This window comes from Streptomyces sp. CB01249 (genome assembly GCF_001905735.1).
Taxonomy (GTDB): domain Bacteria; phylum Actinomycetota; class Actinomycetes; order Streptomycetales; family Streptomycetaceae; genus Streptomyces.
This window is the reverse complement of the sequence record NZ_LISW01000005.1, coordinates 98,093-124,861: the sequence shown is the minus strand read 5'-3', so window position 1 is coordinate 124,861 and position 26,769 is coordinate 98,093. Positions and strand designations below refer to the sequence as shown.

25 protein-coding genes are annotated in these 26,769 nt (G+C 72.0%); 24 read left to right on the top strand and 1 reads right to left on the bottom strand.

The window, feature by feature from the left end:
* The first annotated feature begins 25 nt into the window (after window positions 1-25).
* The 10 genes from mltG (at window position 26) to nusB (ending at window position 9,239) form a co-directional block, all read left to right on the top strand.
* A complete protein-coding gene (mltG, locus tag AMK18_RS23180) occupies window positions 26-1,804 on the top strand; it encodes an endolytic transglycosylase MltG (protein WP_073864337.1) in 1,779 nt (592 codons plus the stop codon).
* Window positions 1,791-2,627 (top strand): shikimate dehydrogenase, encoded by an 837-nt coding sequence (locus AMK18_RS23175; RefSeq protein WP_073864333.1) that lies wholly within the window; start codon window positions 1,791-1,793, stop codon window positions 2,625-2,627. Before mltG ends, AMK18_RS23175 begins: the two co-directional genes overlap by 14 nt.
* A gap of 145 nt (window positions 2,628-2,772) precedes the next feature.
* The gene (gene aroC / locus AMK18_RS23170; protein ID WP_026171627.1) at window positions 2,773-3,957 is read left to right on the top strand and encodes a chorismate synthase; all 1,185 of its coding nucleotides are present in this window, start codon (window positions 2,773-2,775) and stop codon (window positions 3,955-3,957) included.
* Window positions 3,954-4,496, top strand: coding sequence for a shikimate kinase (locus tag AMK18_RS23165; protein ID WP_018103896.1), 543 nt, complete (start codon window positions 3,954-3,956; stop codon window positions 4,494-4,496). The genes aroC and AMK18_RS23165 overlap by 4 nt, the downstream gene beginning before the upstream one ends.
* Entirely contained in the window at window positions 4,493-5,587 is a 1,095-nt protein-coding gene (gene aroB / locus AMK18_RS23160) for a 3-dehydroquinate synthase (RefSeq protein WP_018103897.1), read from the top strand. Before AMK18_RS23165 ends, aroB begins: the two co-directional genes overlap by 4 nt.
* Window positions 5,584-6,024: a type II 3-dehydroquinate dehydratase gene (aroQ, locus tag AMK18_RS23155; protein WP_018103898.1), complete on the top strand. Its 441-nt coding sequence runs from the start codon at window positions 5,584-5,586 to the stop codon at window positions 6,022-6,024. Before aroB ends, aroQ begins: the two co-directional genes overlap by 4 nt.
* 125 nt (window positions 6,025-6,149) lie before the next feature.
* Complete coding sequence (locus tag AMK18_RS23150; RefSeq protein ID WP_018103899.1) at window positions 6,150-7,004, top strand: Pro-rich N-terminal domain-containing protein; 855 nt, start codon at window positions 6,150-6,152, stop codon at window positions 7,002-7,004.
* Window positions 7,005-7,080: 76 nt separating this feature from the next.
* Complete coding sequence (locus AMK18_RS23145; protein WP_073864332.1) at window positions 7,081-8,187, top strand: aminopeptidase P family protein; 1,107 nt, start codon at window positions 7,081-7,083, stop codon at window positions 8,185-8,187.
* A 51-nt stretch (window positions 8,188-8,238) separates the two neighbouring features.
* The gene (efp, locus tag AMK18_RS23140) at window positions 8,239-8,805 is read left to right on the top strand and encodes an elongation factor P (RefSeq protein WP_018103901.1); all 567 of its coding nucleotides are present in this window, start codon (window positions 8,239-8,241) and stop codon (window positions 8,803-8,805) included.
* A gap of 2 nt (window positions 8,806-8,807) precedes the next feature.
* Window positions 8,808-9,239: a transcription antitermination factor NusB gene (nusB, locus tag AMK18_RS23135; RefSeq protein WP_018103902.1), complete on the top strand. Its 432-nt coding sequence runs from the start codon at window positions 8,808-8,810 to the stop codon at window positions 9,237-9,239.
* Window positions 9,240-9,401: 162 nt separating this feature from the next.
* On the opposite strand, the gene bldD is transcribed toward nusB, so the two are convergent.
* Window positions 9,402-9,902 (bottom strand): transcriptional regulator BldD, encoded by a 501-nt coding sequence (gene bldD / locus AMK18_RS23130; RefSeq protein WP_018103903.1) that lies wholly within the window; start codon window positions 9,900-9,902, stop codon window positions 9,402-9,404.
* 221 nt (window positions 9,903-10,123) lie between these two features.
* Between bldD and pyrR the strand changes: the two genes are divergently transcribed.
* The 14 genes from pyrR to AMK18_RS23060 all read left to right on the top strand — a co-directional run bounded on the left by pyrR (window position 10,124) and on the right by AMK18_RS23060 (window position 26,734).
* Window positions 10,124-10,708, top strand: a complete 585-nt coding sequence (gene pyrR / locus AMK18_RS23125) for a bifunctional pyr operon transcriptional regulator/uracil phosphoribosyltransferase PyrR (protein ID WP_018103904.1) — start codon at window positions 10,124-10,126, stop codon at window positions 10,706-10,708.
* Window positions 10,709-10,795: 87 nt separating this feature from the next.
* The gene (locus tag AMK18_RS23120; RefSeq protein ID WP_018103905.1) at window positions 10,796-11,779 is read left to right on the top strand and encodes an aspartate carbamoyltransferase catalytic subunit; all 984 of its coding nucleotides are present in this window, start codon (window positions 10,796-10,798) and stop codon (window positions 11,777-11,779) included.
* 2 nt (window positions 11,780-11,781) lie between these two features.
* Window positions 11,782-13,068 carry a dihydroorotase gene (locus tag AMK18_RS23115; RefSeq protein ID WP_018103906.1) on the top strand — a complete coding sequence of 429 codons (1,287 nt, stop codon included), beginning with the start codon at window positions 11,782-11,784 and terminating at the stop codon, window positions 13,066-13,068.
* Window positions 13,065-13,640, top strand: coding sequence for a PH-like domain-containing protein (locus tag AMK18_RS23110; RefSeq protein WP_018103907.1), 576 nt, complete (start codon window positions 13,065-13,067; stop codon window positions 13,638-13,640). The genes AMK18_RS23115 and AMK18_RS23110 overlap by 4 nt, the downstream gene beginning before the upstream one ends.
* Window positions 13,637-14,776: a glutamine-hydrolyzing carbamoyl-phosphate synthase small subunit gene (gene carA, locus AMK18_RS23105; RefSeq protein WP_073864330.1), complete on the top strand. Its 1,140-nt coding sequence runs from the start codon at window positions 13,637-13,639 to the stop codon at window positions 14,774-14,776. The genes AMK18_RS23110 and carA overlap by 4 nt, the downstream gene beginning before the upstream one ends.
* On the top strand, window positions 14,769-18,077 hold the full coding sequence (gene carB / locus AMK18_RS23100; RefSeq protein WP_073864329.1) for a carbamoyl-phosphate synthase large subunit: 3,309 nt from the start codon (window positions 14,769-14,771) through the stop codon (window positions 18,075-18,077). The genes carA and carB overlap by 8 nt, the downstream gene beginning before the upstream one ends.
* A gap of 55 nt (window positions 18,078-18,132) precedes the next feature.
* Complete coding sequence (locus tag AMK18_RS23095; protein ID WP_073864327.1) at window positions 18,133-19,242, top strand: quinone-dependent dihydroorotate dehydrogenase; 1,110 nt, start codon at window positions 18,133-18,135, stop codon at window positions 19,240-19,242.
* Complete coding sequence (gene pyrF / locus AMK18_RS23090; RefSeq protein ID WP_018103911.1) at window positions 19,239-20,078, top strand: orotidine-5'-phosphate decarboxylase; 840 nt, start codon at window positions 19,239-19,241, stop codon at window positions 20,076-20,078. The genes AMK18_RS23095 and pyrF overlap by 4 nt, the downstream gene beginning before the upstream one ends.
* 245 nt (window positions 20,079-20,323) lie before the next feature.
* Window positions 20,324-20,647, top strand: a complete 324-nt coding sequence (locus AMK18_RS23085; RefSeq protein ID WP_018103912.1) for an integration host factor — start codon at window positions 20,324-20,326, stop codon at window positions 20,645-20,647.
* Window positions 20,648-20,685: 38 nt separating this feature from the next.
* Window positions 20,686-21,303: a guanylate kinase gene (gene gmk / locus AMK18_RS23080; RefSeq protein ID WP_026171628.1), complete on the top strand. Its 618-nt coding sequence runs from the start codon at window positions 20,686-20,688 to the stop codon at window positions 21,301-21,303.
* Between the two features lie 82 nt (window positions 21,304-21,385).
* Window positions 21,386-21,658 (top strand): DNA-directed RNA polymerase subunit omega, encoded by a 273-nt coding sequence (gene rpoZ / locus AMK18_RS23075; RefSeq protein WP_003970369.1) that lies wholly within the window; start codon window positions 21,386-21,388, stop codon window positions 21,656-21,658.
* Window positions 21,659-21,805: 147 nt separating this feature from the next.
* Window positions 21,806-23,008, top strand: coding sequence for a bifunctional phosphopantothenoylcysteine decarboxylase/phosphopantothenate--cysteine ligase CoaBC (gene coaBC / locus AMK18_RS23070; RefSeq protein ID WP_018103915.1), 1,203 nt, complete (start codon window positions 21,806-21,808; stop codon window positions 23,006-23,008).
* A gap of 239 nt (window positions 23,009-23,247) precedes the next feature.
* A complete protein-coding gene (gene metK, locus AMK18_RS23065; RefSeq protein ID WP_073864325.1) occupies window positions 23,248-24,471 on the top strand; it encodes a methionine adenosyltransferase in 1,224 nt (407 codons plus the stop codon).
* 127 nt (window positions 24,472-24,598) lie between these two features.
* Window positions 24,599-26,734, top strand: coding sequence for a primosomal protein N' (locus AMK18_RS23060; RefSeq protein WP_073864324.1), 2,136 nt, complete (start codon window positions 24,599-24,601; stop codon window positions 26,732-26,734).
* The last annotated feature ends 35 nt before the right edge of the window (window positions 26,735-26,769 follow it).

The window sequence follows — 26,769 nt, the reverse complement described above, 5'->3', positions numbered from 1 at the left end:
ATCGTCTCGCGGCTCAAGGGGATCGATGACTGAGTATGGCCGGGGCCCCGGCTCCGAACCATGGCATCCCGAGGATCCCCTGTACGGGGACCAGGGGTGGGGCGGCCAGCAGCCTGCCCACGGCCAGGCCCAGTACGACGGCCAGAACCAGTACGACGGCACGAACCAGTACGGCGCCCAGCAGCAGTACCCGCAGGGCCAGTACGACCCGTACCAGCAGCAGCCGCAGGACCCGTACGGCCAGCAGTACCAGCAGCAGGACCCGTACCAGCAGCAGCCGCAGCACCATCAGCAGCAGGACCCGTACGCCCAGCAGTACCAGCAGCAGGCGTACGGGAACCAGCACCCGCAGGACCCGTACGGGCAGCAGCCCCAGCAGCCGCAGCCCGGCTACGACACCGGCTGGGACACGGGCCAGCAGGCGGTGCCGCCGTACGAGGGCCAGCCCGTCGCCACGTACGGCTACGGCGAGACGAACGACTACTACGGCACCCCTGAGGCGTACCCGCCCCCGCAGCCCCCGGGCCGCCGCGAGGCCGCTCCCGCCGAGGCGCCCGAGGCGGCCCCGGACTGGGACCCGGAGGAGCCGCCGGAGGAGACCCACCCCTTCTTCACGGGCGTGGACGAGAAGGACGACCGCAAGAAGCCCCGGGACGACGACTACGACGACGAGGACGACGACCGCGACAGCGGCGGCGGCGAGCGCCGGGGCAAGGGCAAGAAGAAGAAGGGCCGCAGTGGCTGCGCGTGCCTGGTCGTCTCCCTGGTCCTGGTCGCCGGCGTCGGTGGCGCGGGCTACTTCGGATACTCGTTCTACCAGGACCGCTTCGGCCCCGCCCCGGACTACTCGGGCAGTGGCTCGGGCTCGGTCGAGGTGGAGATCCCGAAGGGCGCGTTCGGGTACGACATCGGCAACATCCTCAAGAAGGCCGGCGTCGTGAAGAGCGTCGACGCCTTCGTCTCGGCGCAGAACGAGAACCCGAAGGGCAAGGGGATCCAGGCCGGGGTCTACCTCCTCCACTCGCAGATGTCGGCCTCCGAGGCCGTGAAGATGATGGTGGACCCGAAGAGCCAGAATCTTCTGGTGATTCCGGAGGGCTACCGGAATGCCGCTGTTTACGCGCTCGTGGACAAGCGGCTCGGCCTCAAGAAGGGCACGACCAAGGAAGTCGCGAAGTCCAAGAGCGGCGAATTGGGTCTGCCCGACTGGGCGAGCAAGAACAAGGACATCAAGGACCCGCTCGAAGGCTTCCTCTATCCGGCCGCGTATCCGCTGACGAAGGAGACCAAGCCGGAGGCGATCCTGAAGAGCATGGTCGAGCGGTCCAACGACGAATACAAGAAGCTCGACCTCACGGGAACGGCGAAAAAGTACAAGCTGGACGGCCCGTGGCAGGTGCTCACGGTGGCGAGCCTGGTCCAGGCGGAGGGTCTGACGCACGACGACTTCCGCAAGATGGCCGAGGTCGTCTACAACCGGCTGAAGCCGAACAACACGATCACGAACCGGAAGCTTGAGTTCGACTCCGCGTTCAACTACCTCAAGAACCAGAGCAAGATCAAGATCGGTTCGAACGAGATCCGCACCAACCCGGATCCGTACAACACCTATTACCACCCCGGTCTGCCGCCCGGCCCCATCAGCAACCCTGGCGACGAGGCTCTGCGCGCGACCCTCAGTCCCACGGGCGACGGCTGGATGTTCTTCATCTCGCTCGACGGCAAGAAGACCCAGTTCACCAAGACGGCGGCCGAGCACGAGAAGCTCAACGAGAAGTTCAAGGAACAGCATGGCCTCCAATGACCGGCGGCACCGCGCCGCCGTCCTCGGCTCGCCCATCGCCCACTCGCTCTCCCCGGTCCTGCACCGGGCCGCCTACGCCGAACTCGGCCTCGACCACTGGTCGTACGGCCGGTTCGAGGTGGACGAGCAGACGTTGCCCGGGTTCATCGAGGGGCTGGACGGGAGCTGGGCCGGGCTCTCGCTCACCATGCCGCTCAAGCGCGCGGTCATCCCGCTGCTCGACGGGATCACCGACACCGCCGCCTCCGTCGAGGCAGTGAACACCGTGGTCTTCGGCGAGGACGGCCGCCGCACCGGCGACAACACCGACATCCCCGGCATGGTCGCCGCCCTGCGCGAGCGCGGCGTCGACAAGGTGGAGTCCGCCGCGATCCTCGGCGCGGGCGCCACCGCGTCCTCCGCGCTGGCGGCCCTCGCGGGCATCTGCGCCGGACCCGTCACCGCGTACGTCCGCAGCGCGGCCCGCGCCGACGAGATGCGCGGCTGGGGCGAACGGCTCGGCGTCGACATCCGCATCGCCGACTGGGCCGAGGCCGACCGGGCACTGGCCGCGCCCCTCGTCATCGCCACCACCCCCGCGGGCGCGGCCGACGCGCTGGGCGGGGCCGTCCCTGAGCGGCCCGGCACGCTCTTCGACGTGCTGTACGAGCCGTGGCCGACCCGGCTCGCCTCCGCCTGGGCGGACCGCGGCGGCGCAGTCGTCGGAGGTCTCGACCTCCTCGTGCACCAAGCCGTCCTCCAGGTCGAGCAGATGACGGGCCGCTCGCCCGCCCCGCTCGCCGCCATGCGGAAGGCCGGGGAAGAGGCGCTGGCCGCCCGCTGACGCCCGCCCGGGCCCGGCCGCGCCGTCCGTCTGCTGGACCGGCGGCGGGGCGGGGGCCCCGGTCGTGGGAGGATCGGAGGCGGCGGGCCAGGGCCGCGCACCCGGTCGCGCCGCTGGATTTCAGGCGCGAGCATGAGGAGCACCGTTGAGCAGGTTGCGCTGGCTGACCGCGGGGGAGTCGCACGGCCCCGCACTGGTGGCGACGCTGGAGGGCCTTCCCGCCGGCGTCCCGGTCACCACGGAGATGGTGGCGGACGCGCTCGCCCGGCGACGGCTCGGTTACGGCCGCGGTGCGCGGATGAAGTTCGAGCAGGACGAGGTCACCTTCCTCGGCGGTGTCCGGCACGGCCTCACCATGGGCTCCCCGGTCGCCGTGATGGTCGGCAACACCGAGTGGCCCAAGTGGGAGCAGGTCATGTCGGCCGACCCGGTCGACCCCCAGGTGCTGGCCGAGCAGGCCCGTAACGCCCCGCTGACCCGGCCCCGCCCCGGCCACGCCGACCTCGCCGGCATGCAGAAGTACGGCTTCGACGAGGCCCGCCCGGTCCTGGAGCGCGCCAGCGCCCGGGAGACCGCGGCCCGGGTCGCCCTCGGTGCCGTCGCCCGGTCCTACCTCAAGGAGACCGCGGGCATCGAGATCGTCAGCCACGTCGTGGAGCTGGCCGCCGCCAAGGCGCCGTACGGGGTCTACCCGGTCCCCTCCGACGTGGAGCGGCTCGACGCCGACCCGGTGCGCTGCCTCGACGCCGACGCGAGCAAGGCGATGGTCGCCGAGATCGACCAGGCCCACAAGGACGGCGACACCCTCGGCGGCGTCGTCGAGGTGCTGGCGTACGGCGTGCCCGTCGGTCTCGGCTCGCACGTGCACTGGGACCGCAGGCTCGACGCCCGCCTCGCCGGGGCGCTCATGGGCATCCAGGCCATCAAGGGCGTCGAGGTCGGCGACGGCTTCGACCTCGCCCGGGTGCCCGGGTCCAAGGCGCACGACGAGATCCTGGTGACCGAGGACGGCATCAAGCGCGCCTCCGGCCGGGCCGGCGGCACCGAGGGCGGCCTCACCACCGGTGAGCTGCTGCGCGTCCGCGCCGCGATGAAGCCCATCGCCACCGTGCCGCGCGCCCTCGCCACCGTCGACGTCGTGACCGGTGAGCCCGCCAAGGCCCACCACCAGCGCTCCGATGTCTGCGCCGTCCCGGCCGCCGGCATCGTCGCCGAGGCGATGGTCGCCCTGGTCCTGGCCGACGCCGTCGCGGAGAAGTTCGGCGGCGACAGCGTCACCGAGACCCGTCGCAACGTGACGTCGTACCTCGACCACCTCCAGATCCGGTGAGCGGTCCCCTGGTCGTCCTCGTCGGACCCATGGGCGTCGGCAAGTCCACGGTCGGCGAACTGCTCGCCGGCCGGCTGGGCACCGGCTACCGGGACACCGACGCGGACGTCGTCGCGACCGCGGGCAAGCCCATCGCCGAGATCTTCTACGACGAGGGCGAGGACCACTTCCGGGCGCTGGAGCGGGACGCCGTCCGCGCCGCCGTCGCCGAGCACACCGGCGTCCTCTCGCTCGGCGGCGGGGCCGTCCTGGACGAGTCGACCCGCGCGCTGCTCGCCGGCCACCCGGTCGTCTACCTCTCGATGGACGTGGACGAGGCGGTCAAGCGGGTCGGGCTCAACACCGCCCGCCCGCTGCTCGCGGTCAACCCGCGCCGGCAGTGGCGCGAGCTGATGGAGGCCCGCCGCCACCTCTACACCGAGGTCGCCCGCACGGTCGTCGCCACCGACGAGCGCACACCCGAAGAGGTCGCCCAGGCGGTCCTCGACGCACTGGAGCTGCCGGACGGGGCCCCGTCCGGCCGGGAGAACACACCATGACCCAGCAGGCACCCATCCGCGTCCGCATCGCCGGCAGCGCGGGCACCGACGCGTACGAGGTACTGATCGGCCGGCAGCTCCTCGGCGAGCTGCCCGGGCTCATCGGTGAGCGGGCCAAGCGCGTCGCGGTCCTCCACCCCGAGGCGCTCGCCGAGACCGGCGAGGCGGTCCGCCAGGACCTCGCCGGGCAGGGCTACGAGGCCATCGCGATCCAGCTGCCCAACGCCGAGGAGGCCAAGACCGTCGAGGTCGCCGCCTACTGCTGGAAGGCGCTCGGCCAGACCGGCTTCACCCGCACCGACGTCATCGTCGGTGTCGGCGGCGGCGCCACCACCGACGTGGCGGGCTTCGTCGCCGCCTCCTGGCTGCGCGGGGTGCGCTGGATCGCCGTACCGACGACCGTGCTCGGCATGGTCGACGCGGCCGTCGGCGGCAAGACCGGCATCAACACCGCCGAGGGCAAGAACCTCGTCGGCGCCTTCCACCCGCCGGCCGGGGTCCTCTGCGACCTGGCCGCCCTGGACTCGCTGCCCGTCCACGACTACGTCTCGGGCATGGCCGAGATCATCAAGGCGGGCTTCATCGCCGACCCGGTGATCCTCGACCTGATCGAGGAGGACCCGCAGGCCGCGCGTACGCCCGCCGGACCGCACACCGCCGAGCTCATCGAGCGCTCGATCCGGGTCAAGGCCGACGTCGTCTCCAGCGACCTCAAGGAGTCCGGTCTTCGCGAGATCCTGAACTACGGCCACACCCTGGGCCACGCGATCGAGAAGAACGAGCGCTACAAGTGGCGCCACGGTGCCGCCGTCTCGGTCGGCATGGTCTTCGCCGCCGAACTCGGCCGACTGGCCGGCCGCCTGGACGACGCCACCGCCGACCGGCACCGCGCGATCCTCGAATCCGTCGGGCTGCCGCTCACCTACCGGGGCGACCAGTGGCCCAAGCTCCTGGAGAACATGAAGGTCGACAAGAAGTCGCGCGGCGACCTGCTGCGCTTCATCGTCCTGGACGGCCTCGGCAAGCCCGCCGTCCTGGAGGGCCCCGACCCGGCCGTCCTGCTCGCCGCCTACGGGGAGGTCGCGGCATGACCCGCCGGGTCCTCGTGCTCAACGGCCCCAACCTCGGCCGGCTCGGCTCCCGTGAGCCCGACGTCTACGGCTCCACGTCGTACGCCGGGCTCGTGGAGGCGTGCCGCACCCTCGGCAAGGAACTCGGCTTCGACGCCGACGTGCGCGAGACCAACGACGAGGGCGAGCTGATCCGCTGGCTCCACGAGGCCGCCGACGGATCGATTCCGGTCGTCATCAACCCGGGTGCCTTCACGCACTATTCGTACGGGATGCGGGACGCGGCCGCCCAGCGCACCGCCCCGCTGATCGAGGTCCACATCTCGAACCCGTACGCACGGGAGGAATTCCGCCACACCTCGGTGATCGCCCCGGTCGCCACCGGGACCGTGGCCGGATTCGGCATCGGCTCCTACCGTCTCGCCCTGCGCGCCCTGGCGGACGAACTCGCGGACTGAACAGGCGCGTCACGGAGCTCCGGGCACTCCGGACCCTCCCCGGCCGTTGTCCGTGTGGCGGCCGGGGAAGGTACGGTTGCCGTTGCACCAGCGCCAGTTGCCTGTACGAGACGGAGTTGCACCGGATGCAGCACGCAGTGGGGGCCCCGCTGCCTCCGCCCCAGGGTCCCGGAAACGGCCCCGTCGGCTGGCCGCACCAGGCCCAGCACCCCGGCCCGCCGCACCAGCCCCCGGCCGGTCCGCCCGCCGGGCACCCCGGCCCGCCGCCCGCGGGCCCGCCCGCGCCGCAGGGCCACGGCTGGAACGGACCGGCGCCGCAGCAGGCCCCGGCCCCGGTCTCCCGCGAGACCACCGGGCACATCCAGCTGCCGGCCGGCAGACCCGTACCGCTTCCGGCGCCGCCCGCCGAGCCCGGCACGGGCAACGCGACGCTCGCGGTGCTCCTGATCGGCCCGGCGGGCGCCGGGAAGACCACCGTGGCCCGGCTCTGGGCGGCCCGCCGCCGGGTGCCCACCGCGCACGTCAGCCTGGACGACGTCCGCGAGTGGGTCTGCTCCGGCTTCGCGGACCCGCAGGCCGGGTGGAACGACCAGTCGGAGGCGCAGTACCGGCTGGCCCGCCGCACCTGCGGCTTCGCCGCCCGCAACTTCCTGGCCAACGGGATCTCCTGCATCCTGGACGACGCCGTCTTCCCGGACCGGCCGGTCGTCGGCCTCGGCGGCTGGAAGCGGCACGTCGGCCCCGGACTCCTGCCCGTCGTGCTGCTGCCCGGCCTGGAGATCGTCCTGGAGCGCAACGCCGAGCGCAGCGGCAACCGCCGCCTCTCGGACGAGGAGGTCGCCCGCATCCACGGCCGGATGGCCGGCTGGTACGGCTCCGGGCTGCCGATCATCGACAACTCGACGTACGACGTGGAGACCACCGCCCGGGTCCTGGACGACATACTCGCCCGGTCCCTGGCCAGCCCCCCTTCCTGGTAGCCGGCGGCGCCCGGCCCGACCCCCGGTCGGATGCGCCCGCCGGGCGGGCCCGGCGCCGCGCTCGTACGCTCGACGCATGTCAGAGGTGTACGCCGTCCGACGCGGGCTGCTCCGCGACCGGTGCGCCGCAGTCGGATCCGCGGCCGCCCTGGTCTCCCGCCCCGCCAACGTCCGCTACCTGGCCGGGGGAGCGCCCCCGGGTGCCGTGCTGCTGCTCGGCCCCGGCGAGGACGTCCTGCTCTGCCCCCGTCCACCGACCGGTGATCCGGCCGACGGGCGCACCGACGAGCACGTGCGGGTCGATTCGCTGCCGGTGGCGGGCGGGGACCCCGTGGTCGCCGCCGCCGACCTGGCCGCGGCGGCCGGGGCGGAGTCGCTGGCCGTCGAGGAGCACGACCTGACGGTCGCCCGGCACCGGGCCATGGCCTCGGTCGCCCCGAAGCTGCGGCTGGCCGATCTGGGCGCGACGGTCGAGCAGCTGCGCATCGTCAAGGACGAGGAGGAGATCGGCTGCCTGCGGATCGCGGCCGAGATCACCGACCAGGCCCTGGGCGAACTCCTCGAATCGATCCTCGTCGGCCGCACCGAACGGCACCTGGCGCTGGAGCTGGAACGCCGGCTGGTCGACCACGGCGCCGACGGCCCCGCCTTCGCGACCTCCGTCGCCACCGGACCCAACTCCGGCCGGGGCCGCCACCGGCCCTCGGACCGGCGGGTCGAGGAGGGAGATTTCCTCTCGGTCTGCCTGGGCGCCAACTACCGCGGCTACCGCTGCGAGGTCGGCCGGACCTTCGTCATCGGAACGGCTCCCGCCGACTGGCAGATCGAGCTGTACGAGCTGGTTTTCGCCGCTCAGCGGGCCGGCCGCGAGGCCCTGCTGCCCGGCGCCGAGTACCGCGACGTGGACCGGGCCGCCCGCCATCTCCTGGACTCCGCGGGCCACGGTGAGGGCCTGGCGCCCTTCACGGGCCACGGGGTGGGGCTCGAAATCGATGAGGACCCGCAGCTGGCACCCGCCGCCATGGGTAAACTGGACGCTTGTGTGCCGGTCACCGTCGAACCGGGGGTCCACCTCCCGGGCCGGGGCGGGGTCCGGATCGATGACACGCTCGTCGTGCGCCCCGAGGCGGACGGCGGACCCGAGCTACTCACCATTACGACCAAGGAGCTGCTCGCGCTCTAGCGCGCGTCCCTCGGTCGTTCCACCAGCTTCAGCCCAGGAGATTCCGCAACCGTGGCTTCCACGAACGACCTCAAGAACGGCATGGTGCTCAAGCTCGACGGGGGCCAGCTCTGGTCCGTAGTCGAGTTCCAGCACGTCAAGCCCGGCAAGGGCCCGGCCTTCGTGCGCACCAAGCTCAAGAACGTGCTCTCCGGCAAGGTCGTCGACAAGACCTTCAACGCAGGCATCAAGGTCGAGACGGCCACCGTCGACCGGCGCGACATGCAGTTCTCGTACATGGACGGCGACTACTTCGTCTTCATGGACATGGACACGTACGACCAGCTGATGGTCGACCGCAAGGCCGTCGGCGACACCGCCAACTTCCTGATCGAGGGCTTCACCGCCTCCGTCGCCCAGCACGACGGCGAGGTGCTGTACGTCGAGCTGCCGGCCGCCGTCGAGCTGAAGATCCAGCACACCGACCCGGGCGTCCAGGGCGACCGCTCCACCGGCGGCACCAAGCCGGCCACCCTGGAGACGGGTTACGAGATCGGCGTCCCGCTGTTCATCACCACGGGTGAGACGATCAAGGTCGACACCCGCTCCGGCGAGTACATCAGCCGGGTGAACAAGTAGTCGTGGCTGCTCGTAACACGGCGCGCAAGCGCGCCTTCCAGATCCTCTTCGAGGCCGACCAGCGCGACGAGTCCGTGCTGACGGTCCTCGCGGACTGGGTACGGCACTCGCGGTCCGACACCCGCCAGCCGCCGGTCACCGAGTACACGATGGAGCTCGTGGAGGGGTACGCGCAGTACGCGGACCGCATCGACGACCTCATCGTCACCTACGCCGTGGACTGGGAGCTCGACCGCATGCCGGTCGCCGACCGGAACATCCTGCGGCTCGGTGCCTACGAGCTGATCTGGGTCGACGGGACCCCGGACGCGGTGGTCATCGACGAGGCGGTGCAGATCGCCAAGGAGTTCTCCACCGACGACTCCCCGTCCTTCGTGAACGGCCTGCTGGCCCGTTTCAAGGACCTCAAGCCGAACCTCCGCCGGGAGCAGTGACCCGGCGGCGTTCCGCCGCCGAAGGGCCCACGGCTGAAGCCGTGGGCCCTTCGGCATGCCCGGGCACGGCTCCCGGGCGTAGCGCGTACAAAAAAGCCGGGCCCGGCGGGGCACCCGTTCGGGGCCCCGCCGAACCCGGCGGCACGTTTCTCCGGGGGCTGCTCAGCCCTCGTCGTGGGCGACGGCGCGGCGCGCGTCCGCGTCGAGCACGCCCCAGCTGATCAGCTGCTCGGTCAGCACCGAGGGCGACTGGTCGTAGATCACGGCCAGCGTGCGCAGGTCGTCCTGGCGGATCGACAGCACCTTGCCGTTGTAGTCGCCGCGCTGGCTCTGGATCGTCGCCGCGTAACGCTGGAGCGGACCGGCCTTCTCCGGCGGCACGTGCGCCAGGCGCTCCAGCTGGAGGACCAGCTTCGGCGGCGGCTCGGCGGCACCGCCGGGCGTCGTGCCCGGCAGGAGCTCCTGGACCGGGACGCCGTAGAAGTCCGCCAGCTCGGCAAGGCGCTGCACGGTCACGGCACGGTCGCCGCGCTCGTACGAACCGACCACGACGGCCTTCCAGCGGCCCTGGGACTTCTCCTCCACGCCGTGGAGGGAGAGGCCCTGCTGGGTGCGGATGGCACGGAGCTTGGCCCCGAGCTGTTTTGCGTATTCGCTGGACATAAGGCTCCCCGGACGCTGGAACGTACGCGGCTGGGCCGCGTGGCTGGTAACTCACTGTGAGGTTACGCAGCGTTACTTGGTCGCGTCAAGCTGAGATGGTCCGTACCGGCTTTCCCCGGGGGTGGGGACGAGCTCCGGTACGGGCCCTGGTAACGTGGATGACGCAATTTCGACGTCCTTTAAGGTCCGTCCCGTGAGGCGGAGAAGGAGGTCCGTTTCTTATGGACGCACAGTACGACGCCACCGGCAATGCGGCACGCCCCGTTCTGGAGGCTCCCGACATCGCCCGGGTCCTGACCCGCATCGCCCACGAGATCGTCGAGCGCGCCAAGGGCGCCGACGACGTGGTGCTCCTCGGCATCCCGACCCGCGGGGTCTTCCTCGCCGGGCGGCTCGCCGCCAAACTCGAAGAGATCACCGGCCGCACGATCCCGGTCGGCTCCCTCGACATCACCATGTACCGCGACGACCTGAGGCTGCGCCCCGCGCGCGCCCTGGCCCGCACCGAGATCCCCGGCGAGGGCATCGAGGGCCGACTGGTCGTCCTCGTGGACGACGTCCTCTTCTCCGGCCGCACGATCCGCGCCGCCCTCGACGCGCTCGGCGACATCGGCCGGCCCCGCGCGGTGCAGCTCGCGGTCCTCGTGGACCGCGGCCACCGCGAACTGCCGATCCGCGCCGACTACGTCGGCAAGAACCTCCCCACGTCGCTGCGGGAGACGGTCAAGGTCCAGCTCGCCGAGGAGGACGGCCGCGACGCCGTGCTGCTCGGGGTCGAGCAGGCCGCCCCCGCGGTCGAGCGCTAGCTCTCCTGCCCGTACGGCCCGCCCGCCGTGCGGCGGCTTCCGCGCGCCCGCATGCCTGAAACCTCCAGCCACCCGGAGAACACCCAGATGAAGCGTCACCTCATCTCGGCCGCCGACCTCACCCGCGACGACGCCGTCCTGATCCTCGACACCGCCGAGGAGATGGCCAGGGTCGCGGACCGGCCGATCAAGAAGCTCCCGACCCTGCGCGGCCGGACCGTCGTCAACCTCTTCTTCGAGGACTCGACGCGTACCCGCATCTCCTTCGAGGCGGCCGCCAAGCGGCTGTCCGCCGACGTCATCAACTTCTCCGCGAAGGGCTCGTCCGTCTCCAAGGGCGAATCCCTCAAGGACACCGCCCTGACCCTGGAGGCGATGGGCGCCGACGCCGTCGTCATCCGCCACGGCGCCTCCGGAGCCCCGTACCGGCTGGCCACCTCCGGCTGGATCGACGGCGCCGTCGTCAACGCGGGCGACGGCACCCACGAGCACCCCACCCAGGCCCTCCTGGACGCCTTCACGATGCGCCGCAGGCTCGTCGGCCCCGACGCCGGGCTCGGCAAGGACCTCGACGGCCGCCGCATCACCATCGTCGGCGACATCCTGCACAGCCGGGTCGCCCGCTCCAACGTGCACCTGCTGAACACGCTCGGCGCCCACGTCACCCTCGTCGCCCCGCCCACCCTGGTCCCGGTCGGCGTCGAGCAGTGGCCCTGCGACGTCAGCTACAGCCTGGACGAGGTGCTGCACCGGTCCGACGCTGTGATGATGCTCCGTGTGCAGCGCGAGCGGATGAATGCCGCCTACTTCCCGACCGAGCGCGAGTACTCGCGCCGCTACGGCCTGGACGGCGAGCGGATGGCGAGGATGCCCGAGCACGCCGTCGTCATGCACCCCGGGCCCATGGTCCGCGGCATGGAGATCACCGCCGAGGTCGCCGACTCCGACCGCTGCACGGTCGTGGAGCAGGTCGCCAACGGCGTCTCCATCCGCATGGCCGTGCTCTACCTGCTGCTCGGCGGCTACGAGTCAGCCGCCCCCACCGCCGCCCGTACCGAGGAGAACAAGTAACCATGAGCAAGATCCTTATCCGCGGTGCGAAGGTACTCGGCGGCGACCCGCAGGACGTCCTCATCGACGGCGAGACCATCGCCGCCGTCGGCACCGGCCTCGACGCCGGCGACGCCACCGTGATCGAGGCGGCGGGCCAGGTCCTGCTCCCCGGCCTGGTCGACCTCCACACCCATCTGCGCGAGCCCGGCCGCGAGGACTCCGAGACCGTCCTCACCGGCACCAAGGCCGCCGCGGCCGGTGGCTTCACCGCCGTCCACGCCATGGCCAACACCTTCCCGGTCGCCGACACCGCCGGTGTGGTCGAGCAGGTCTGGCGCCTCGGCAAGGAGTCCGGCTACTGCGACGTCCAGCCCGTCGGGGCCGTCACCGTCGGCCTGGAGGGCAAGCAGCTCGCCGAGCTCGGCGCCATGCACGACTCCGCCGCCGGGGTGAAGGTCTTCTCCGACGACGGCAAGTGCGTGGACGACGCGGTCATCATGCGCCGCGCCCTGGAGTACGTGAAGGCGTTCGACGGCGTCGTCGCCCAGCACGCCCAGGAGCCCCGCCTCACCGAGGGCGCCCAGATGAACGAGGGCGTCGTCTCGGCCGAGCTGGGCCTCGGCGGCTGGCCCGCCGTCGCCGAGGAGTCGATCATCGCCCGCGACGTCCTGCTCGCCGCGCACGTCGGCTCCCGGGTCCACATCTGCCACCTGTCGACCGCGGGCTCCGTGGAGATCGTGCGCTGGGCCAAGTCCAAGGGCTGGAACGTCACCGCCGAGGTCACCCCGCACCACCTGCTCCTCACCGACGAGCTCGTCCGGAGCTACAACCCGGTCTACAAGGTGAACCCGCCGCTGCGCACCGAGGCCGACGTGCTGGCGCTGCGCGAGGCGCTGGCCGACGGCACGATCGACTGCGTCGCCACCGACCACGCCCCGCACCCGCACGAGGACAAGGACTGCGAGTGGGCCGCGGCCGCCATGGGCATGGTGGGCCTGGAGACCGCGCTCTCCGTCGTCCAGCAGACGATGGTCGAGACCGGGCTGCTCGACTGGGCCGGCGTCGCCGACCGCATGTCGGCCCGTCCCGCGGCCATCGGACGGCTCGACGGACACGGCCGCCCCGTCTCGGCCGGTGAGCCTGCCAACCTCACGCTGGTCGATCCGGCATACCGTGGAGAGGTGGACCCCGCGGGCTTCGCCTCCCGCAGCCGCAACACCCCGTACGAGGGGCGCGAGCTGCCGGGCCGAGTGACCCACACCTTCCTGCGGGGCCGTGCCACGGTCGTCGACGGGAAGCTCGCGTGACAACACAGACCCTGTACCAACTCGCCGCCGAGCAGAAGTCGGCGGAAGTCACCGACTGGTCCGCCCGGATCAGCTGGGTGATCGGACTCCTCGTCCTCGTCGCGTTCGTCTACTGGCTGATGCGCCAGGGCTGGAAGTGGCGCGGAAACCTCCAGTCCGACCTGCCCGCCCCGGCCACCGCGCCCGAGGGCTTCGCGGACGGCGAGAAGCTGCTCACCCTCTCCGGCCGCTACCACGCGTCGACCACGGCCGGGCAGTGGCTCGACCGGATCGTCGCCCACGGCCTCGGCACCCGCAGCCGCGTCGAGCTCACCCTCACCGCCGAGGGGCTCGACGTCGTACGGCCCGGCGCCGCGGACTTCTTCGTCCCGGCCGCCGACCTGCGCGGCGCCCGCACCGAGAAGGCACTGGCGGGCAAGGTCCTGCCCGAGGGCGGACTCCTCGTCATCACCTGGGCGCTCGGCGACCGGCTGATCGACTCCGGATTCCGCTCCGACCACTCGGCCGAACACCCCGCCTGGGTCGACGCCGTCAACCACCTCACCAGCACTACGGAAGGCATCGCACGATGACGACCTCCACCCGGGGAGCCCAGGTTCCCGCCGTACTCGTCCTGGAGGACGGCCGCATCTTCCGCGGCCGCGCCTACGGGGCTGTGGGGGAGACCTTCGGCGAGGCGGTCTTCTCCACCGGCATGACCGGCTACCAGGAGACGCTGACCGACCCCTCGTACCACCGCCAGGTCGTCGTGATGACCGCCCCGCACGTCGGCAACACCGGCGTCAACGACGAGGACCCCGAGTCGAAGCGGATCTGGGTCTCCGGCTACGTCGTCCGCGACCCCGCCCGCACCCCCTCCAACTGGCGCTCCCGCCGCACCCTCGACGAGGAGCTGGCGAACCAGGGCGTCGTCGGCATCAGCGGCATCGACACCCGCGCCCTCACCCGCCACCTGCGCGAGCGCGGCGCCATGCGCGTCGGCATCTTCTCCGGCGACGCGGTCGCCGACGAGGCGGCGATGCTGGCCCGCGTCCAGGAGGCCCCCGAGATGAAGGGCGCCGACCTGTCCGCGGAGGTCGCCACCAAGGAGGCGTACGTCGTCCCCGCGATCGGGACCAAGAAGTTCACGGTCGCCGCGGTCGACCTCGGCATCAAGGGCATGACCCCGCACCGGATGGCCGAGCGCGGCATCGAGGTCCACGTGCTGCCCGCCACCGCCACCCTGGAGGAGGTCTACGCGGTCGCCCCGGACGGCGTCTTCTTCTCCAACGGCCCCGGCGACCCCTCCACCGCCGACCACCCCGTCGCGCTGATGCAGGGCGTCCTGGAGCGGCAGACCCCGCTCTTCGGCATCTGCTTCGGCAACCAGATCCTGGGCCGCGCGCTCGGCTTCGGCACGTACAAGCTGAAGTACGGCCACCGCGGCATCAACCAGCCCGTGCAGGACCGCTCGACCGGCAAGGTCGAGGTCACCGCGCACAACCACGGCTTCGCCGTCGACGCCCCCCTCGACAAGGTCTCCGACACCGCCTACGGGCGCGCCGAGGTCTCCCACGTATGCCTGAACGACCAGGTGGTCGAGGGCCTTCAGCTGCTCGACCGGCCGGCCTTCAGCGTCCAGTACCACCCCGAGGCGGCCGCCGGCCCGCACGACGCCGCGTACCTCTTCGACCGCTTCGTTTCCCTGATGGAGGGCCAGCGTGCCTAAGCGCTCCGATATCCAGTCCGTCCTGGTCATCGGCTCCGGCCCGATCGTCATCGGGCAGGCCGCCGAGTTCGACTACTCCGGCACCCAGGCGTGCCGCGTGCTCAAGGCCGAGGGCCTGCGCGTCATCCTGGTCAACTCCAACCCCGCGACGATCATGACCGACCCGGAGATCGCCGACGCCACGTACGTCGAGCCGATCACCCCGGAGTTCGTCGAGAAGATCATCGCGAAGGAGCGCCCCGACGCGCTGCTGCCCACCCTGGGCGGCCAGACCGCGCTGAACACCGCGATCTCCATGCACGAGAACGGTGTCCTGGAGAAGTACGGCGTCGAGCTCATCGGCGCCAACGTCGAGGCCATCAACAAGGGCGAGGACCGCGACCTCTTCAAGGGCGTCGTGGAGGCCGTCAAGGCGAAGATCGGCTACGGCGAGTCCGCCCGCTCGGTCATCTGCCACTCCATGGACGACGTCCTCGCCGGCGTCGACACGCTCGGCGGCTACCCCGTCGTCGTCCGCCCCTCCTTCACCATGGGCGGCGCCGGCTCCGGCTTCGCCCACGACGAGGAGGAGCTGCGCCGCATCGCGGGCCAGGGCCTCACGCTCTCCCCGACCACCGAGGTGCTGCTCGAAGAGTCCATCCTCGGCTGGAAGGAGTACGAGCTGGAGCTGATGCGCGACCGCAACGACAACGTCGTGGTCGTCTGCTCCATCGAGAACTTCGACCCGATGGGCGTCCACACCGGTGACTCGATCACCGTCGCCCCGGCGATGACCCTCACCGACCGCGAGTACCAGCGGCTGCGCGACATCGGCATCGCGATCATCCGCGAGGTGGGCGTCGACACCGGCGGCTGCAACATCCAGTTCGCGATCGACCCCACCGACGGCCGCGTCATCGTCATCGAGATGAACCCGCGCGTCTCCCGCTCCTCGGCGCTCGCCTCCAAGGCCACCGGCTTCCCGATCGCCAAGATCGCCGCCAAGCTGGCCGTCGGCTACACGCTGGACGAGATCCCGAACGACATCACCGAGAAGACCCCGGCCTCCTTCGAGCCGACCCTCGACTACGTCGTCGTGAAGGCCCCGCGGTTCGCCTTCGAGAAGTTCCCCTCCGCCGACTCCACCCTCACCACCACCATGAAGTCGGTGGGCGAGGCCATGGCGATCGGCCGGAACTTCACCGAGGCGCTCCAGAAGGCCCTGCGCTCCCTGGAGAAGAAGGGCTCGCAGTTCACCTTCACCGGCGACCCCGGCGACAAGGCCGAGCTGCTGGCCGAGGCGGTCCGCCCGACCGACGGCCGCATCAACGCCGTCATGCAGGCGATCCGGGCCGGTGCCACCCAGGAGGAGGTCTTCGACGCCACGAAGATCGACCCCTGGTTCGTGGACCAGCTCTTCCTGATCAAGGAGATCGCCGACGAGCTGGCCGCCGCCGACAAGCTCGTCCCCGAGCTGCTGGCCGAGGCCAAGCGGCACGGCTTCTCCGACGTCCAGATCGCCGAGATCCGCGACCTGCGCGAGGACGTCGTCCGCGAGGTCCGCCACGCGCTCGGCATCCGCCCGGTCTACAAGACGGTCGACACCTGCGCCGCCGAGTTCGCCGCGAAGACCCCGTACTTCTACTCCTCGTACGACGAGGAGACCGAGGTCGCGTCCCGCACCAAGCCCGCGGTGATCATCCTGGGCTCCGGCCCCAACCGCATCGGCCAGGGCATCGAGTTCGACTACTCCTGCGTCCACGCCTCCTTCGCGCTCAGCGACGCCGGCTACGAGACCGTGATGGTCAACTGCAACCCGGAGACGGTCTCCACCGACTACGACACCTCCGACCGCCTGTACTTCGAGCCGCTGACGCTCGAAGACGTGCTGGAGATCGTGCACGCCGAGTCCCTGGCGGGCCCGATCGCGGGCGTCGTCGTCCAGCTCGGCGGCCAGACCCCGCTGGGCCTGTCGCAGGCGCTCAAGGACAACGGCGTGCCCGTCGTCGGCACCTCCCCGGAGGCGATCCACGCCGCCGAGGACCGCGGCGCCTTCGGCCGCGTCCTGGCCGAGGCCGGCCTGCCCGCCCCCAAGCACGGCACCGCGACGACCTTCGCCGAGGCCAAGGCGATCGCCGACGAGATCGGCTACCCCGTCCTCGTACGCCCGTCGTACGTGCTCGGCGGGCGCGGCATGGAGATCGTGTACGACGAGGCCCGGCTCTCCGCGTACATCTCCGAGTCCACCGAGATCAGCCCCACCCGGCCGGTCCTGGTCGACCGCTTCCTCGACGACGCCATCGAGATCGACGTCGACGCCCTCTACGACGGCACCGAGCTCTACCTCGGCGGCGTCATGGAGCACATCGAGGAGGCCGGCATCCACTCCGGCGACTCCGCCTGCGCGCTGCCGCCGATCACCCTCGGCGGCCACGACGTCAAGCGGCTGCGCGCCTCCACGGAGGCCATCGCCAAGGGCGTCGGCGTCCGCGGCCTGATCAACATCCAGTTCGCGCTCTCCGGCGACATCCTCTACGTCCTGGAGGCCAACCCGCGCGCCTCCCGGACCGTGCCCTTCACCTCGAAGGCGACCGCGGTCCCGCTCGCCAAGGCCGCCGCCCGGATCTCGCTGGGCGCGACCGTCGCCGAGCTGCGCGAGGAGGGCCTGCTGCCGAAGACCGGTGACGGCGGCACGCTGCCGCTGGACGCGCCGATCTCCGTCAAGGAGGCCGTCATGCCGTGGTCGCGCTTCCGCGACATCCACGGCCGCGGCGTCGACACCATCCTCGGCCCGGAGATGCGCTCCACCGGCGAGGTCATGGGCATCGACTCGGTCTTCGGCACCGCGTACGCCAAGTCGCAGGCCGGTGCCTACGGGCCGCTGCCCACCAAGGGCCGCGCCTTCATCTCGGTCGCCAACCGCGACAAGCGCTCGATGATCTTCCCGGCCCGCGAGCTGGTCGCCCACGGCTTCGAGCTGCTGGCCACCTCCGGCACCGCCGAGGTCCTCAAGCGCAACGGCATCAACGCCACGGTCGTGCGCAAGCAGTCCGAGGGCGCCGGTCCGAACGGCGAGCCGACCATCGTCCAGCTGATCCACGAGGGCGGTGTCGACCTCATCGTCAACACCCCGTACGGGACCGGCGGCCGGCTCGACGGCTACGAGATCCGCACCGCGGCCGTCTCCCGCTCCGTGCCCTGCCTGACCACGGTCCAGGCGCTCGCCGCGGCCGTCCAGGGCATCGACGCCCTCAACGGCGGAGACGTCGGCGTCCGTTCGCTCCAGGAACACGCGGAACATCTGACCGCGGCCCGCGACTAGGAAGCCCACAGGGGGACACCGGAAACGGTGTCCCCCTCTTCATGAGGACACCGTGATGTACAAGTTCTTCTTCCAGCTGGTCTTCAAGCGCATGGACCCGGAGCAGGCCCACTACCTGGCCTTCCGCTGGATCCGCCTGGCCGCCCGCGTCCCCGTGCTGCGCACCTTCCTGGCCGCCGCCCTCGCCCCCCGGTACAAGGAGCTGCGCACCGAGGCCCTGGGCCTGCGGATGCACGGCCCCTTCGGGCTCGCCGCCGGCTTCGACAAGAACGCGGTCGCGATCGACGGCATGGCGATGCTCGGCTTCGACCACGTCGAGATCGGCACCGTGACCGGCGAGCCGCAGCCCGGCAACCAGAAGCAGCGGCTGTTCCGCCTGGTCGCGGACCGCGCGCTCATCAACCGCATGGGCTTCAACAACGAGGGCTCGGCCGCCGTCGCCGAGCGCCTGGCCGCGCGCAACCCGGTCTTCCGCACCACCGTCGGCGTCAACATCGGCAAGACCAAGGTCGTCCCCGAGGCCGACGCCGCCGCCGACTACGTGAAGTCCACCGAGCGCCTGGCCGCCCACGCCGACTACCTCGTCGTCAACGTCTCCTCGCCCAACACCCCCGGCCTGCGCAACCTCCAGGCCACCGAGTCGCTGCGCCCGCTGCTCACCGCCGTGCGCGAGGCGGCCGACCGCACCGTCACCCACCGCCGCGTCCCGCTGCTCGTCAAGATCGCCCCGGACCTCGCGGACGAGGACGTGGACGCGGTCGCCGACCTGGCCGTCGAGCTGGGCCTGGACGGCATCATCGCCACCAACACCACCATCGCCCGCGAGGGCCTGGGCCTGAAGTCCCCGGCGTCCTTGGTGAAGGAGACCGGCGGCCTGTCCGGCGCCCCCCTCAAGGAACGCTCCCTGGAGGTCCTGAGCCGCCTGTACAGCCGCGTCGGCGACCGGATCACCCTGGTGGGCGTCGGAGGCGTCGAGAACGCCGAGGACGCCTGGCAGCGCATCCTGGCCGGGGCCACCCTCGTCCAGGGCTACAGCGCCTTCATCTACGAGGGCCCGTTCTACGCCCGCGCGATCCACAAGGGCCTGGCCGCGCGCCTGGCCGCCTCCCCGTACGCCACGCTCGCCGACGCCGTCGGCGCGGAATCCCGGAAGGCAGCGAAATGACCCTGGAACCCTTCGGCGCCCGGCTGCGCCACGCCATGGACACCCGAGGCCCGCTCTGCGTCGGCATCGACCCGCACGCCTCCCTGCTCAGCGCCTGGGGGCTCCCCGACGACGTGACGGGCCTGGAGCGCTTCACCCGTACGGTCGTCGAGGCGCTGGCCGACCGGGTCGCCGTGCTCAAGCCGCAGTCCGCGTTCTTCGAGCGGTTCGGCTCGCGCGGCATCGCCGTCCTGGAGAAGGCCGTCGAGGAGGCGCGCGCGGCCGGTGCCCTGGTCCTGATGGACGCCAAGCGCGGCGACATCGGCTCCACCATGGGCGCCTACGCGGCGACCTACCTGGACAAGGACTCGCCGCTGTTCTCGGACGCGGTCACCGTCTCGCCGTACCTCGGCTTCGGCTCGCTGCGGCCCGCGCTCGACGCGGCGGCGGTCTCCGGCGCCGGTGTCTTCGTCCTCGCGCTGACCTCCAACCCGGAGGGCGCCGAGGTGCAGCGCGCCACCGCTGCCGACGGCCGTCCGCTGGCGCAGCTGATGCTCGACCACATGGCCGCCGAGAACGCGGGCGCCGCCCCGCTCGGCTCGGTCGGCGCGGTCGTCGGCGCCACGCTGGGCGACGCGGGCGTGGACCTCGCGATCAACGGGCCGCTGCTCGCCCCGGGCATCGGCGCGCAGGGGGCGACCCCGGCCGATCTGCCGGGCGTCTTCGGCGACGCGGTCCGCAATGTGGTGCCCAGCGTGAGCCGGGGCGTGCTGCGCCACGGCCCGGACGTGGCGGGGCTGCGCGAGGCCGCCGGACGGTTCGCGGACGAGGTCCGCGCGGCCGTCTCGGACCGCTGACCCTGCCACGTAACCGTGTGTTGACGGAATCCTGACGAAAAAACTCGGTGGTTATGCCTGAAAAGTCCTGGTCGGCAGAGGCTGACCAGGACTTTTCGTCTGTTCTCGCTGACTCCGGCGGCCTTGGCCGCTAGTCTCCGTCGAGAGCCGACGCGCACGGGGTGTTCGCGGCTCAGCAGGTGAGGGGCGATCCCGCCGCCTCACCGGTCCGTATCCGACAGATCGACATCCGAGGTGACGTAGGCGTGGCTCTTCCGCCCCTTACCCCTGAACAGCGCGCAGCCGCGCTCGAAAAGGCCGCCGCGGCTCGCCGGGAGCGGGCCGAGGTCAAGAATCGACTCAAGCACTCCGGCGCCTCCCTCCACGAGGTCATCAAGTCGGGCCAGGAGAACGACGTCATCGGCAAGATGAAGGTCTCCGCCCTGCTGGAGTCCCTGCCCGGTGTGGGCAAGGTCCGTGCCAAGCAGATCATGGAGCGGCTCGGCATCTCCGAGAGCCGTCGTGTGCGGGGTCTTGGCTCCAACCAGATCGCATCCCTGGAGCGCGAGTTCGGCGGCACCGCCGCCTGACGTTCTCAGGCACCCCTGAGAACCTGGATAATCGCTCCATGGCTGCAACATCCCGGGGGACGTCCCCCGTACCCCCGGACGTACGTCCGCGGCTGACCGTGCTCTCCGGCCCCTCGGGGGTCGGCAAGAGCACGGTCGTCGCACATATGCGCAAGGTCCACCCCGAGGTGTGGCTCTCGGTGTCGGCGACGACCCGCAAGCCCCGCCCCGGCGAACGCAACGGCGTCCACTACTTCTTCGTGGACGACGAGGAGTTCGACAAGCTGATCGCCAACGGTGAGCTGCTGGAGTGGGCCGAGTTCGCCGGCAACCGCTACGGCACGCCGCGCCGCGCCGTGCAGGAGCGGCTGGAGGCGGGGGAGCCGGTGCTCCTGGAGATCGACCTCCAGGGCGCCCGGCTGGTCCGCCAGTCGATGGCCGACGCCCAGCTGGTCTTCCTCGCCCCGCCGAGCTGGGAGGAGCTGGTCCGCCGGCTCACCGGCCGAGGGACCGAGGCGCCCGAGGTCATCGAACGCCGGCTCGGTGCCGCCAAGGTGGAACTGGCCGCCGAAGCGGAGTTCGATACGACGCTCGTCAACACCTCCGTCGAGGACGTGGCACGTGAGCTGCTAGCCTTGATGCTGGAGGCTTCCGGCCACCGCGCCGCCGGCGAGTGAAACACCGGCAGCGGGGGCCCGGCACCAAAGCCCCTGACTGTCAAAGAATTCTTTGATCTTCATCCCCTTCGGAAGGCAGAGCGTGTCCTCTTCCATCACCACGCCCGAGGGCATCATCAACCCGCCGATTGATGAGCTCCTCGAAGCAACCGACTCGAAGTACAGCCTCGTGATCTACGCCGCCAAGCGCGCGCGCCAGATCAACGCGTACTACTCGCAGCTCGGTGAGGGCCTCCTCGAGTACGTCGGTCCGCTCGTCGACACCCACGTGCACGAGAAGCCGCTCTCGATCGCGCTCCGCGAGATCAACGCGGGCCTGCTCACGTCCGAGGCCATCGAGGGCCCCGCGCAGTAAGCAGCGAAGACGCACCTTCACCTCGGGCCCGGCGGACATCCGCCGGGCCCGAGGTGTGTCTCCGGGCCGACCGTCCGGTGCGCGTACCCGTGAGGCAGCATGGAGGCGTACGTACGCAGGGTGCGTAACCGAGTGCGGGGAGACGCAGTGGACAAGCCGAAGGTCGTTCTGGGGGTCAGCGGCGGCATCGCCGCGTACAAGGCGTGCGAGCTGCTGCGCCGGCTGACCGAGTCCGGCCACGACGTACGGGTCGTCCCCACCGCGTCCGCCCTCCACTTCGTCGGCGCCGCCACCTGGTCGGCGCTCTCGGGACACCCCGTCTCCACCGAGGTCTGGAACGACGTCCACGAGGTGCCGCACGTCCGGATCGGGCAGCACGCCGACCTCGTCGTCGTCGCTCCCGCCACCGCCGACATGCTGGCCAAGGCCGCCCACGGCCTCGCCGACGACCTGCTCACCAACACCCTGCTCACCGCCCGCTGTCCGGTCGTCTTCGCCCCGGCCATGCACACCGAGATGTGGGAGCACCCGGCCACCCAGGAGAACGTCGCGACGCTGCGCCGCCGGGGCGCCGTCGTCATCGAGCCCGCCGTCGGCCGCCTCACCGGCGTCGACACCGGCAAGGGCCGTCTCCCCGACCCGGGCGAGATCTACGAGGTCTGCCGCCGGGTCCTCGCCCGGGGCACGGCCGCCCCCGACCTCGCGGGCCGCCATGTGGTGATCAGCGCCGGCGGTACGAGGGAACCCCTCGACCCGGTCCGCTACCTCGGCAACCGCTCCTCCGGCAAGCAGGGCTACGCGCTCGCCCGCACCGCCGTCGCGCGCGGCGCCCGGGTCACCCTGGTCGAGGCCAACACCGGGCTGCCCGACCCGTCCGGCGCCGACGTCGTCCGCGCCGGAACCGCGACCCAGCTGCGCGAGGCCGTGCTGAAGGCGGCCCGGGACGCCGACGTGGTGGTCATGGCGGCCGCCGTCGCCGACTTCCGGCCCGCCGAGTACGCCACCGGCAAGATCAAGAAGAAGGACGGCCAGGAGCCCGCCCCGATCGCCCTGGTCCGCAACCCGGACATCCTCGCCGAGGTCTCCGCCGAGCGCGCCACGCCCGGGCAGATCGTCGTCGGGTTCGCCGCCGAGACCGACGACGTCCTGGCCAACGGCCGCCAGAAGCTCCGCCGCAAGGGCTGCGACCTGCTGGTGGTCAACGAGGTCGGGGAGCGCAAGACCTTCGGCTCCGAGGAGAACGAGGCCGTGGTGCTCGCCGCCGACGGCACCGAGACCCCCGTCCCGTACGGGCCCAAGGAGGCCCTGGCCGACACGGTGTGGGACCTGGTCGCGGCGCGCCTCGGATGAATTTCAGGTGACACGCCGGGGCCGCCAACACCCCCGCGACACGGTCCCGGACCTTGCGGCAACAGGCTTCCGGGGCCTTCCGGACCTGGTGGAACGCGTCACAGGACGGCCAAAGGGCGAGACACGTTGTCCGCCGGCCGGAGCCGACCGATAAACTGCTCCCTGGACCGTGCCGGGCGCAGCTCCCGGACCGTCCGGCCAATGATCAGCCAGCAGCCGCTGCAACCCCAGGGAGCGATGTGTCCCGCCGTCTCTTCACCTCGGAGTCCGTGACCGAGGGCCACCCCGACAAGATCGCCGACCAGATCAGCGACACCATTCTCGACGCGCTCCTGCGCGAGGACCCGTCCTCCCGCGTCGCCGTCGAGACCCTGATCACCACCGGTCTCGTGCACGTCGCGGGTGAGGTCACGACCAAGGCGTACGCCGATATTCCGACGCTGGTCCGCAACAAGGTCCTGGAGATCGGCTACGACTCCTCGAAGAAGGGCTTCGACGGCGCCTCCTGCGGCGTCTCGGTGTCCATCGGGGCCCAGTCCCCGGACATCGCCCAGGGCGTCGACACCGCCTACGAGAAGCGGGTCGAGGGGTCCTCCCGCGGAGAAAAGGAGGACGAGCTCGACAAGCAGGGCGCCGGCGACCAGGGCCTGATGTTCGGCTACGCCTGCGACGAGACCCCCGAGCTCATGCCGCTGCCGATCTTCCTCGCGCACCGGCTCTCCCGCCGGCTGTCCGAGGTCCGCAAGAACGGGACCATCCCGTACCTGCGCCCCGACGGCAAGACCCAGGTCACCATCGAGTACGACGGTGACAAGGCCGTCCGCCTCGACACGGTCGTCGTCTCCTCGCAGCACGCCAGCGACATCGACCTCGACTCGCTGCTCGCGCCCGACATCCGCGAGTTCGTGGTCGAGCACGTGCTGAACCAGCTCATCGAGGACGGCATCAAGCTCGACACCGAGGGCTACCGCCTGCTGGTCAACCCGACCGGCCGCTTCGAGATCGGCGGCCCGATGGGCGACGCCGGTCTCACCGGCCGCAAGATCATCATCGACACCTACGGGGGCATGGCCCGCCACGGCGGCGGCGCCTTCTCCGGCAAGGACCCGTCGAAGGTGGACCGCTCGGCCGCCTACGCCATGCGCTGGGTCGCCAAGAACGTCGTCGCCGCAGGTCTCGCCGCCCGCTGCGAGGTCCAGGTCGCGTACGCGATCGGCAAGGCCGAGCCGGTGGGCCTCTTCGTGGAGACCTTCGGGACCGCCGCGATCGAGACCGAGAAGATCGAGCACGCCATCGGCGAGGTCTTCGACCTCCGCCCGGCCGCGATCATCCGCGACCTCGACCTGCTGCGCCCGATCTACGCGCAGACCGCCGCGTACGGCCACTTCGGCCGCGAGCTGCCCGACTTCACCTGGGAGCGCACGGACCGGGTGGACGCGCTGCGCGCCGCCGCCGGTCTGTAAGCACCGCAACGCCGGTCATCCGCCGGAGCCCGGACGCCGTCACGGTGTCCGGGCTCCGGCGTTTCACGGCGGAGGGGTACGGGGACGGGCGGCGCCGTTGTCCGAGGCGTCTGGTAGGGATGGAGCTGTGAGCAGCGAGAACGAGCGGTCCGACGAGCCGGGGGCGCCGGAACAGCTTGCGCTGATCCGGGAGGCCGTCCGCCGGGCCGACGTGCCGCGCGCCAAGCCGCGCACCTGGCGCGGTGCCGCCCTCGCCAAGGAGCTGCCCGTCGCCCGCGTCCTCGTCAACAAGGGCGCGCTCCATCTCGACCAGTACTTCGACTACGCCGTCCCCGAGGAGCTGGACGCCGACGCGCAGCCCGGGGTCCGCGTCCGGGTCCGCTTCGGCGCCGGGGGCCGCAATGTGCGCGGCGGGCGGCGCGAGGGAGGCGGGCTCGTGGACGGCTTCCTCATCGAGCGGCTGGCCGAGTCCGACTACAACGGGGCGCTCGCCGCCCTCGCCTCCGTCGTCTCGCCCGAGCCGGTCCTCGGCCCCGGCCTCCTCGCCCTCGCCCGCGCCGTCGCCGACCGGTACGCGGGCAGCCTCGCCGACGTCCTCCAGCTCGCCGTCCCCCCGCGCAACGCGCAGGCCGAGGCGAAGCCGTCGCCCGCGCCCCTGCCCGCCCCCGCGCCCCCCGCCCCCGGGAGCTGGGAGCGGTACGCGCAGGGGCCCGCGTTCCTCTCCGCGCTGGCCGGCGGGGGCGCCCCCCGGGCCGTGTGGACCGCGCTGCCCGGACCGCACTGGCCCGCCGAGATCGCCACCGCCGTCGCCGCGACCCTGTCCTCCGGGCGCGGCGCCCTCGTCGTCGTCCCCGACGGGCGGACCGCCGCCCGGGTCGACGCCGCGCTCACCGCCCTGCTCGGCGAGGGGCGGCACGCGCTGCTCACCGCCGGTTCCGGGCCCGGGAAGCGGTACCGGGAATGGCTCGCCGTGCGGCGCGGCTCCGTCCGGGCGGTGGTGGGGACCAGGGCGGCGATGTTCGCGCCCGTCGCCGACCTCGGGCTCGTCGTCGTCTGGGACGACGGTGACTCCAGCCACAGCGACGACCGCGCTCCCTTCCCGCATGTCCGCGAGGTCCTGGAGCTGCGGGCCACGCACGGCCGGTGCGCCTTTCTGCTCGGCTCCGTCAGCTGCACGGTGGAGGCCGCGCAGCTCGTGGAGAGCGGGTGGGCGCTGCCGCTGCGCGCCGACCGGGAGCAGGTGCGGGTGGCGGCGCCCGTCATCCGCACCGTGGGCGACGGCGAGCTCGCGCGGGACGGGGCTGCCCGGGCCGCCCGGCTGCCCAGCCTCGCCTGGCAGACCGTCCGGGACGGGCTGCGCACCGGGCCGGTGCTGGTCCAGGTGCCCCGGCGGGGTTACGCCCCCCGGCTCGCCTGCGAACGCTGCCGGGAGCCCGCCCGCTGCCGGCAGTGCGCGGGGCCGCTGGAGGCGCCGGACCAGCAGGACCTGAACTGCGCGTGGTGCGGGCGGGCCGAGACGTCCTGGCACTGCGTGGCCTGCGGGGGGCGGCGGTTGCGCGCCCAGATCGTGGGGGCCCGGCGCACGGCCGAGGAGCTGGGCCGGGCGTTCCCGGCGGTGCCGGTGCGGACGTCGGGGCGTGACCATGTCCTCGACTCGGTGCCGGACCAGCCCGCGCTGGTCGTCAGCACGCCGGGCGCCGAGCCGGTCGCCGAGGGGGGCGGGTACGCGGCGGCGCTCCTGCTCGACGGCTGGGCGATGGTCGGCCGGCCCGACCTGCGCGCCGGTGAGGAGGCGCTGCGCCGGTGGACGTCCGCCGCCGCGCTGGTCCGGGGGAGGCCGGAGGGCGGCACGGTGGTGGTCGTCGCCGAGCCGACGCTGCGGCCCGTGCAGGCGCTGGTCCGCTGGGACCCGGTCGGGCACGCCCGGCGGGAGCTGGCGGAGCGGGCCGAGCTGGGCTTTCCGCCGGTGTCCCGGATGGCGTCGGTGACGGGGGAGCCGGAGGCGCTGGCCGCGTTCTTCGCGGGGGCGCGGTTGCCCGGGGACGCGGAGGTGCTGGGGCCCGTGCCGGTGCCGGCCGCGGAGCCGGGGCGGCCCCGGCGGGCGTTCGAGGCGCCGGCGGGGGAGGTCTGGGAGCGGGCGCTGGTGCGGGTGCCGCCCGGGAGTGGGGCGGCGTTGGCTGCGGCGTTGCGCGCTGCGCGCGTGGCGCGCGGTGGGGGTGGGGGGGCGGTTCGGGTGCGGGTGGATCCGGTGGACATCGGTTGAGGTGTTTGTCCTCAATCGCCGGACGGGCTTGATTT

Excerpts from the sequence above, each read along its gene's own strand:
- carA (WP_073864330.1), top strand. The coding sequence starts at position 13,637 with ATGACGACCTCCACCCGGGGAGCCCAGGTTCCCGCCGTACTCGTCCTG.
- AMK18_RS23175 (WP_073864333.1), top strand. The coding sequence starts at position 1,791 with ATGGCCTCCAATGACCGGCGGCACCGCGCCGCCGTCCTCGGCTCGCCC.
- mltG (WP_073864337.1), top strand. The coding sequence starts at position 26 with ATGACTGAGTATGGCCGGGGCCCCGGCTCCGAACCATGGCATCCCGAG.
- AMK18_RS23120 (WP_018103905.1), top strand. The coding sequence starts at position 10,796 with ATGAAGCGTCACCTCATCTCGGCCGCCGACCTCACCCGCGACGACGCC.
- pyrF (WP_018103911.1), top strand. The coding sequence starts at position 19,239 with ATGACCCTGGAACCCTTCGGCGCCCGGCTGCGCCACGCCATGGACACC.
- aroQ (WP_018103898.1), top strand. The coding sequence starts at position 5,584 with ATGACCCGCCGGGTCCTCGTGCTCAACGGCCCCAACCTCGGCCGGCTC.
- aroB (WP_018103897.1), top strand. The coding sequence starts at position 4,493 with ATGACCCAGCAGGCACCCATCCGCGTCCGCATCGCCGGCAGCGCGGGC.
- gmk (WP_026171628.1), top strand. The coding sequence starts at position 20,686 with ATGGCTGCAACATCCCGGGGGACGTCCCCCGTACCCCCGGACGTACGT.
- bldD (WP_018103903.1), bottom strand. The coding sequence starts at position 9,902 with ATGTCCAGCGAATACGCAAAACAGCTCGGGGCCAAGCTCCGTGCCATC.
- AMK18_RS23095 (WP_073864327.1), top strand. The coding sequence starts at position 18,133 with ATGTACAAGTTCTTCTTCCAGCTGGTCTTCAAGCGCATGGACCCGGAG.
- AMK18_RS23145 (WP_073864332.1), top strand. The coding sequence starts at position 7,081 with ATGTCAGAGGTGTACGCCGTCCGACGCGGGCTGCTCCGCGACCGGTGC.
- AMK18_RS23115 (WP_018103906.1), top strand. The coding sequence starts at position 11,782 with ATGAGCAAGATCCTTATCCGCGGTGCGAAGGTACTCGGCGGCGACCCG.
- AMK18_RS23150 (WP_018103899.1), top strand. The coding sequence starts at position 6,150 with ATGCAGCACGCAGTGGGGGCCCCGCTGCCTCCGCCCCAGGGTCCCGGA.
- pyrR (WP_018103904.1), top strand. The coding sequence starts at position 10,124 with ATGGACGCACAGTACGACGCCACCGGCAATGCGGCACGCCCCGTTCTG.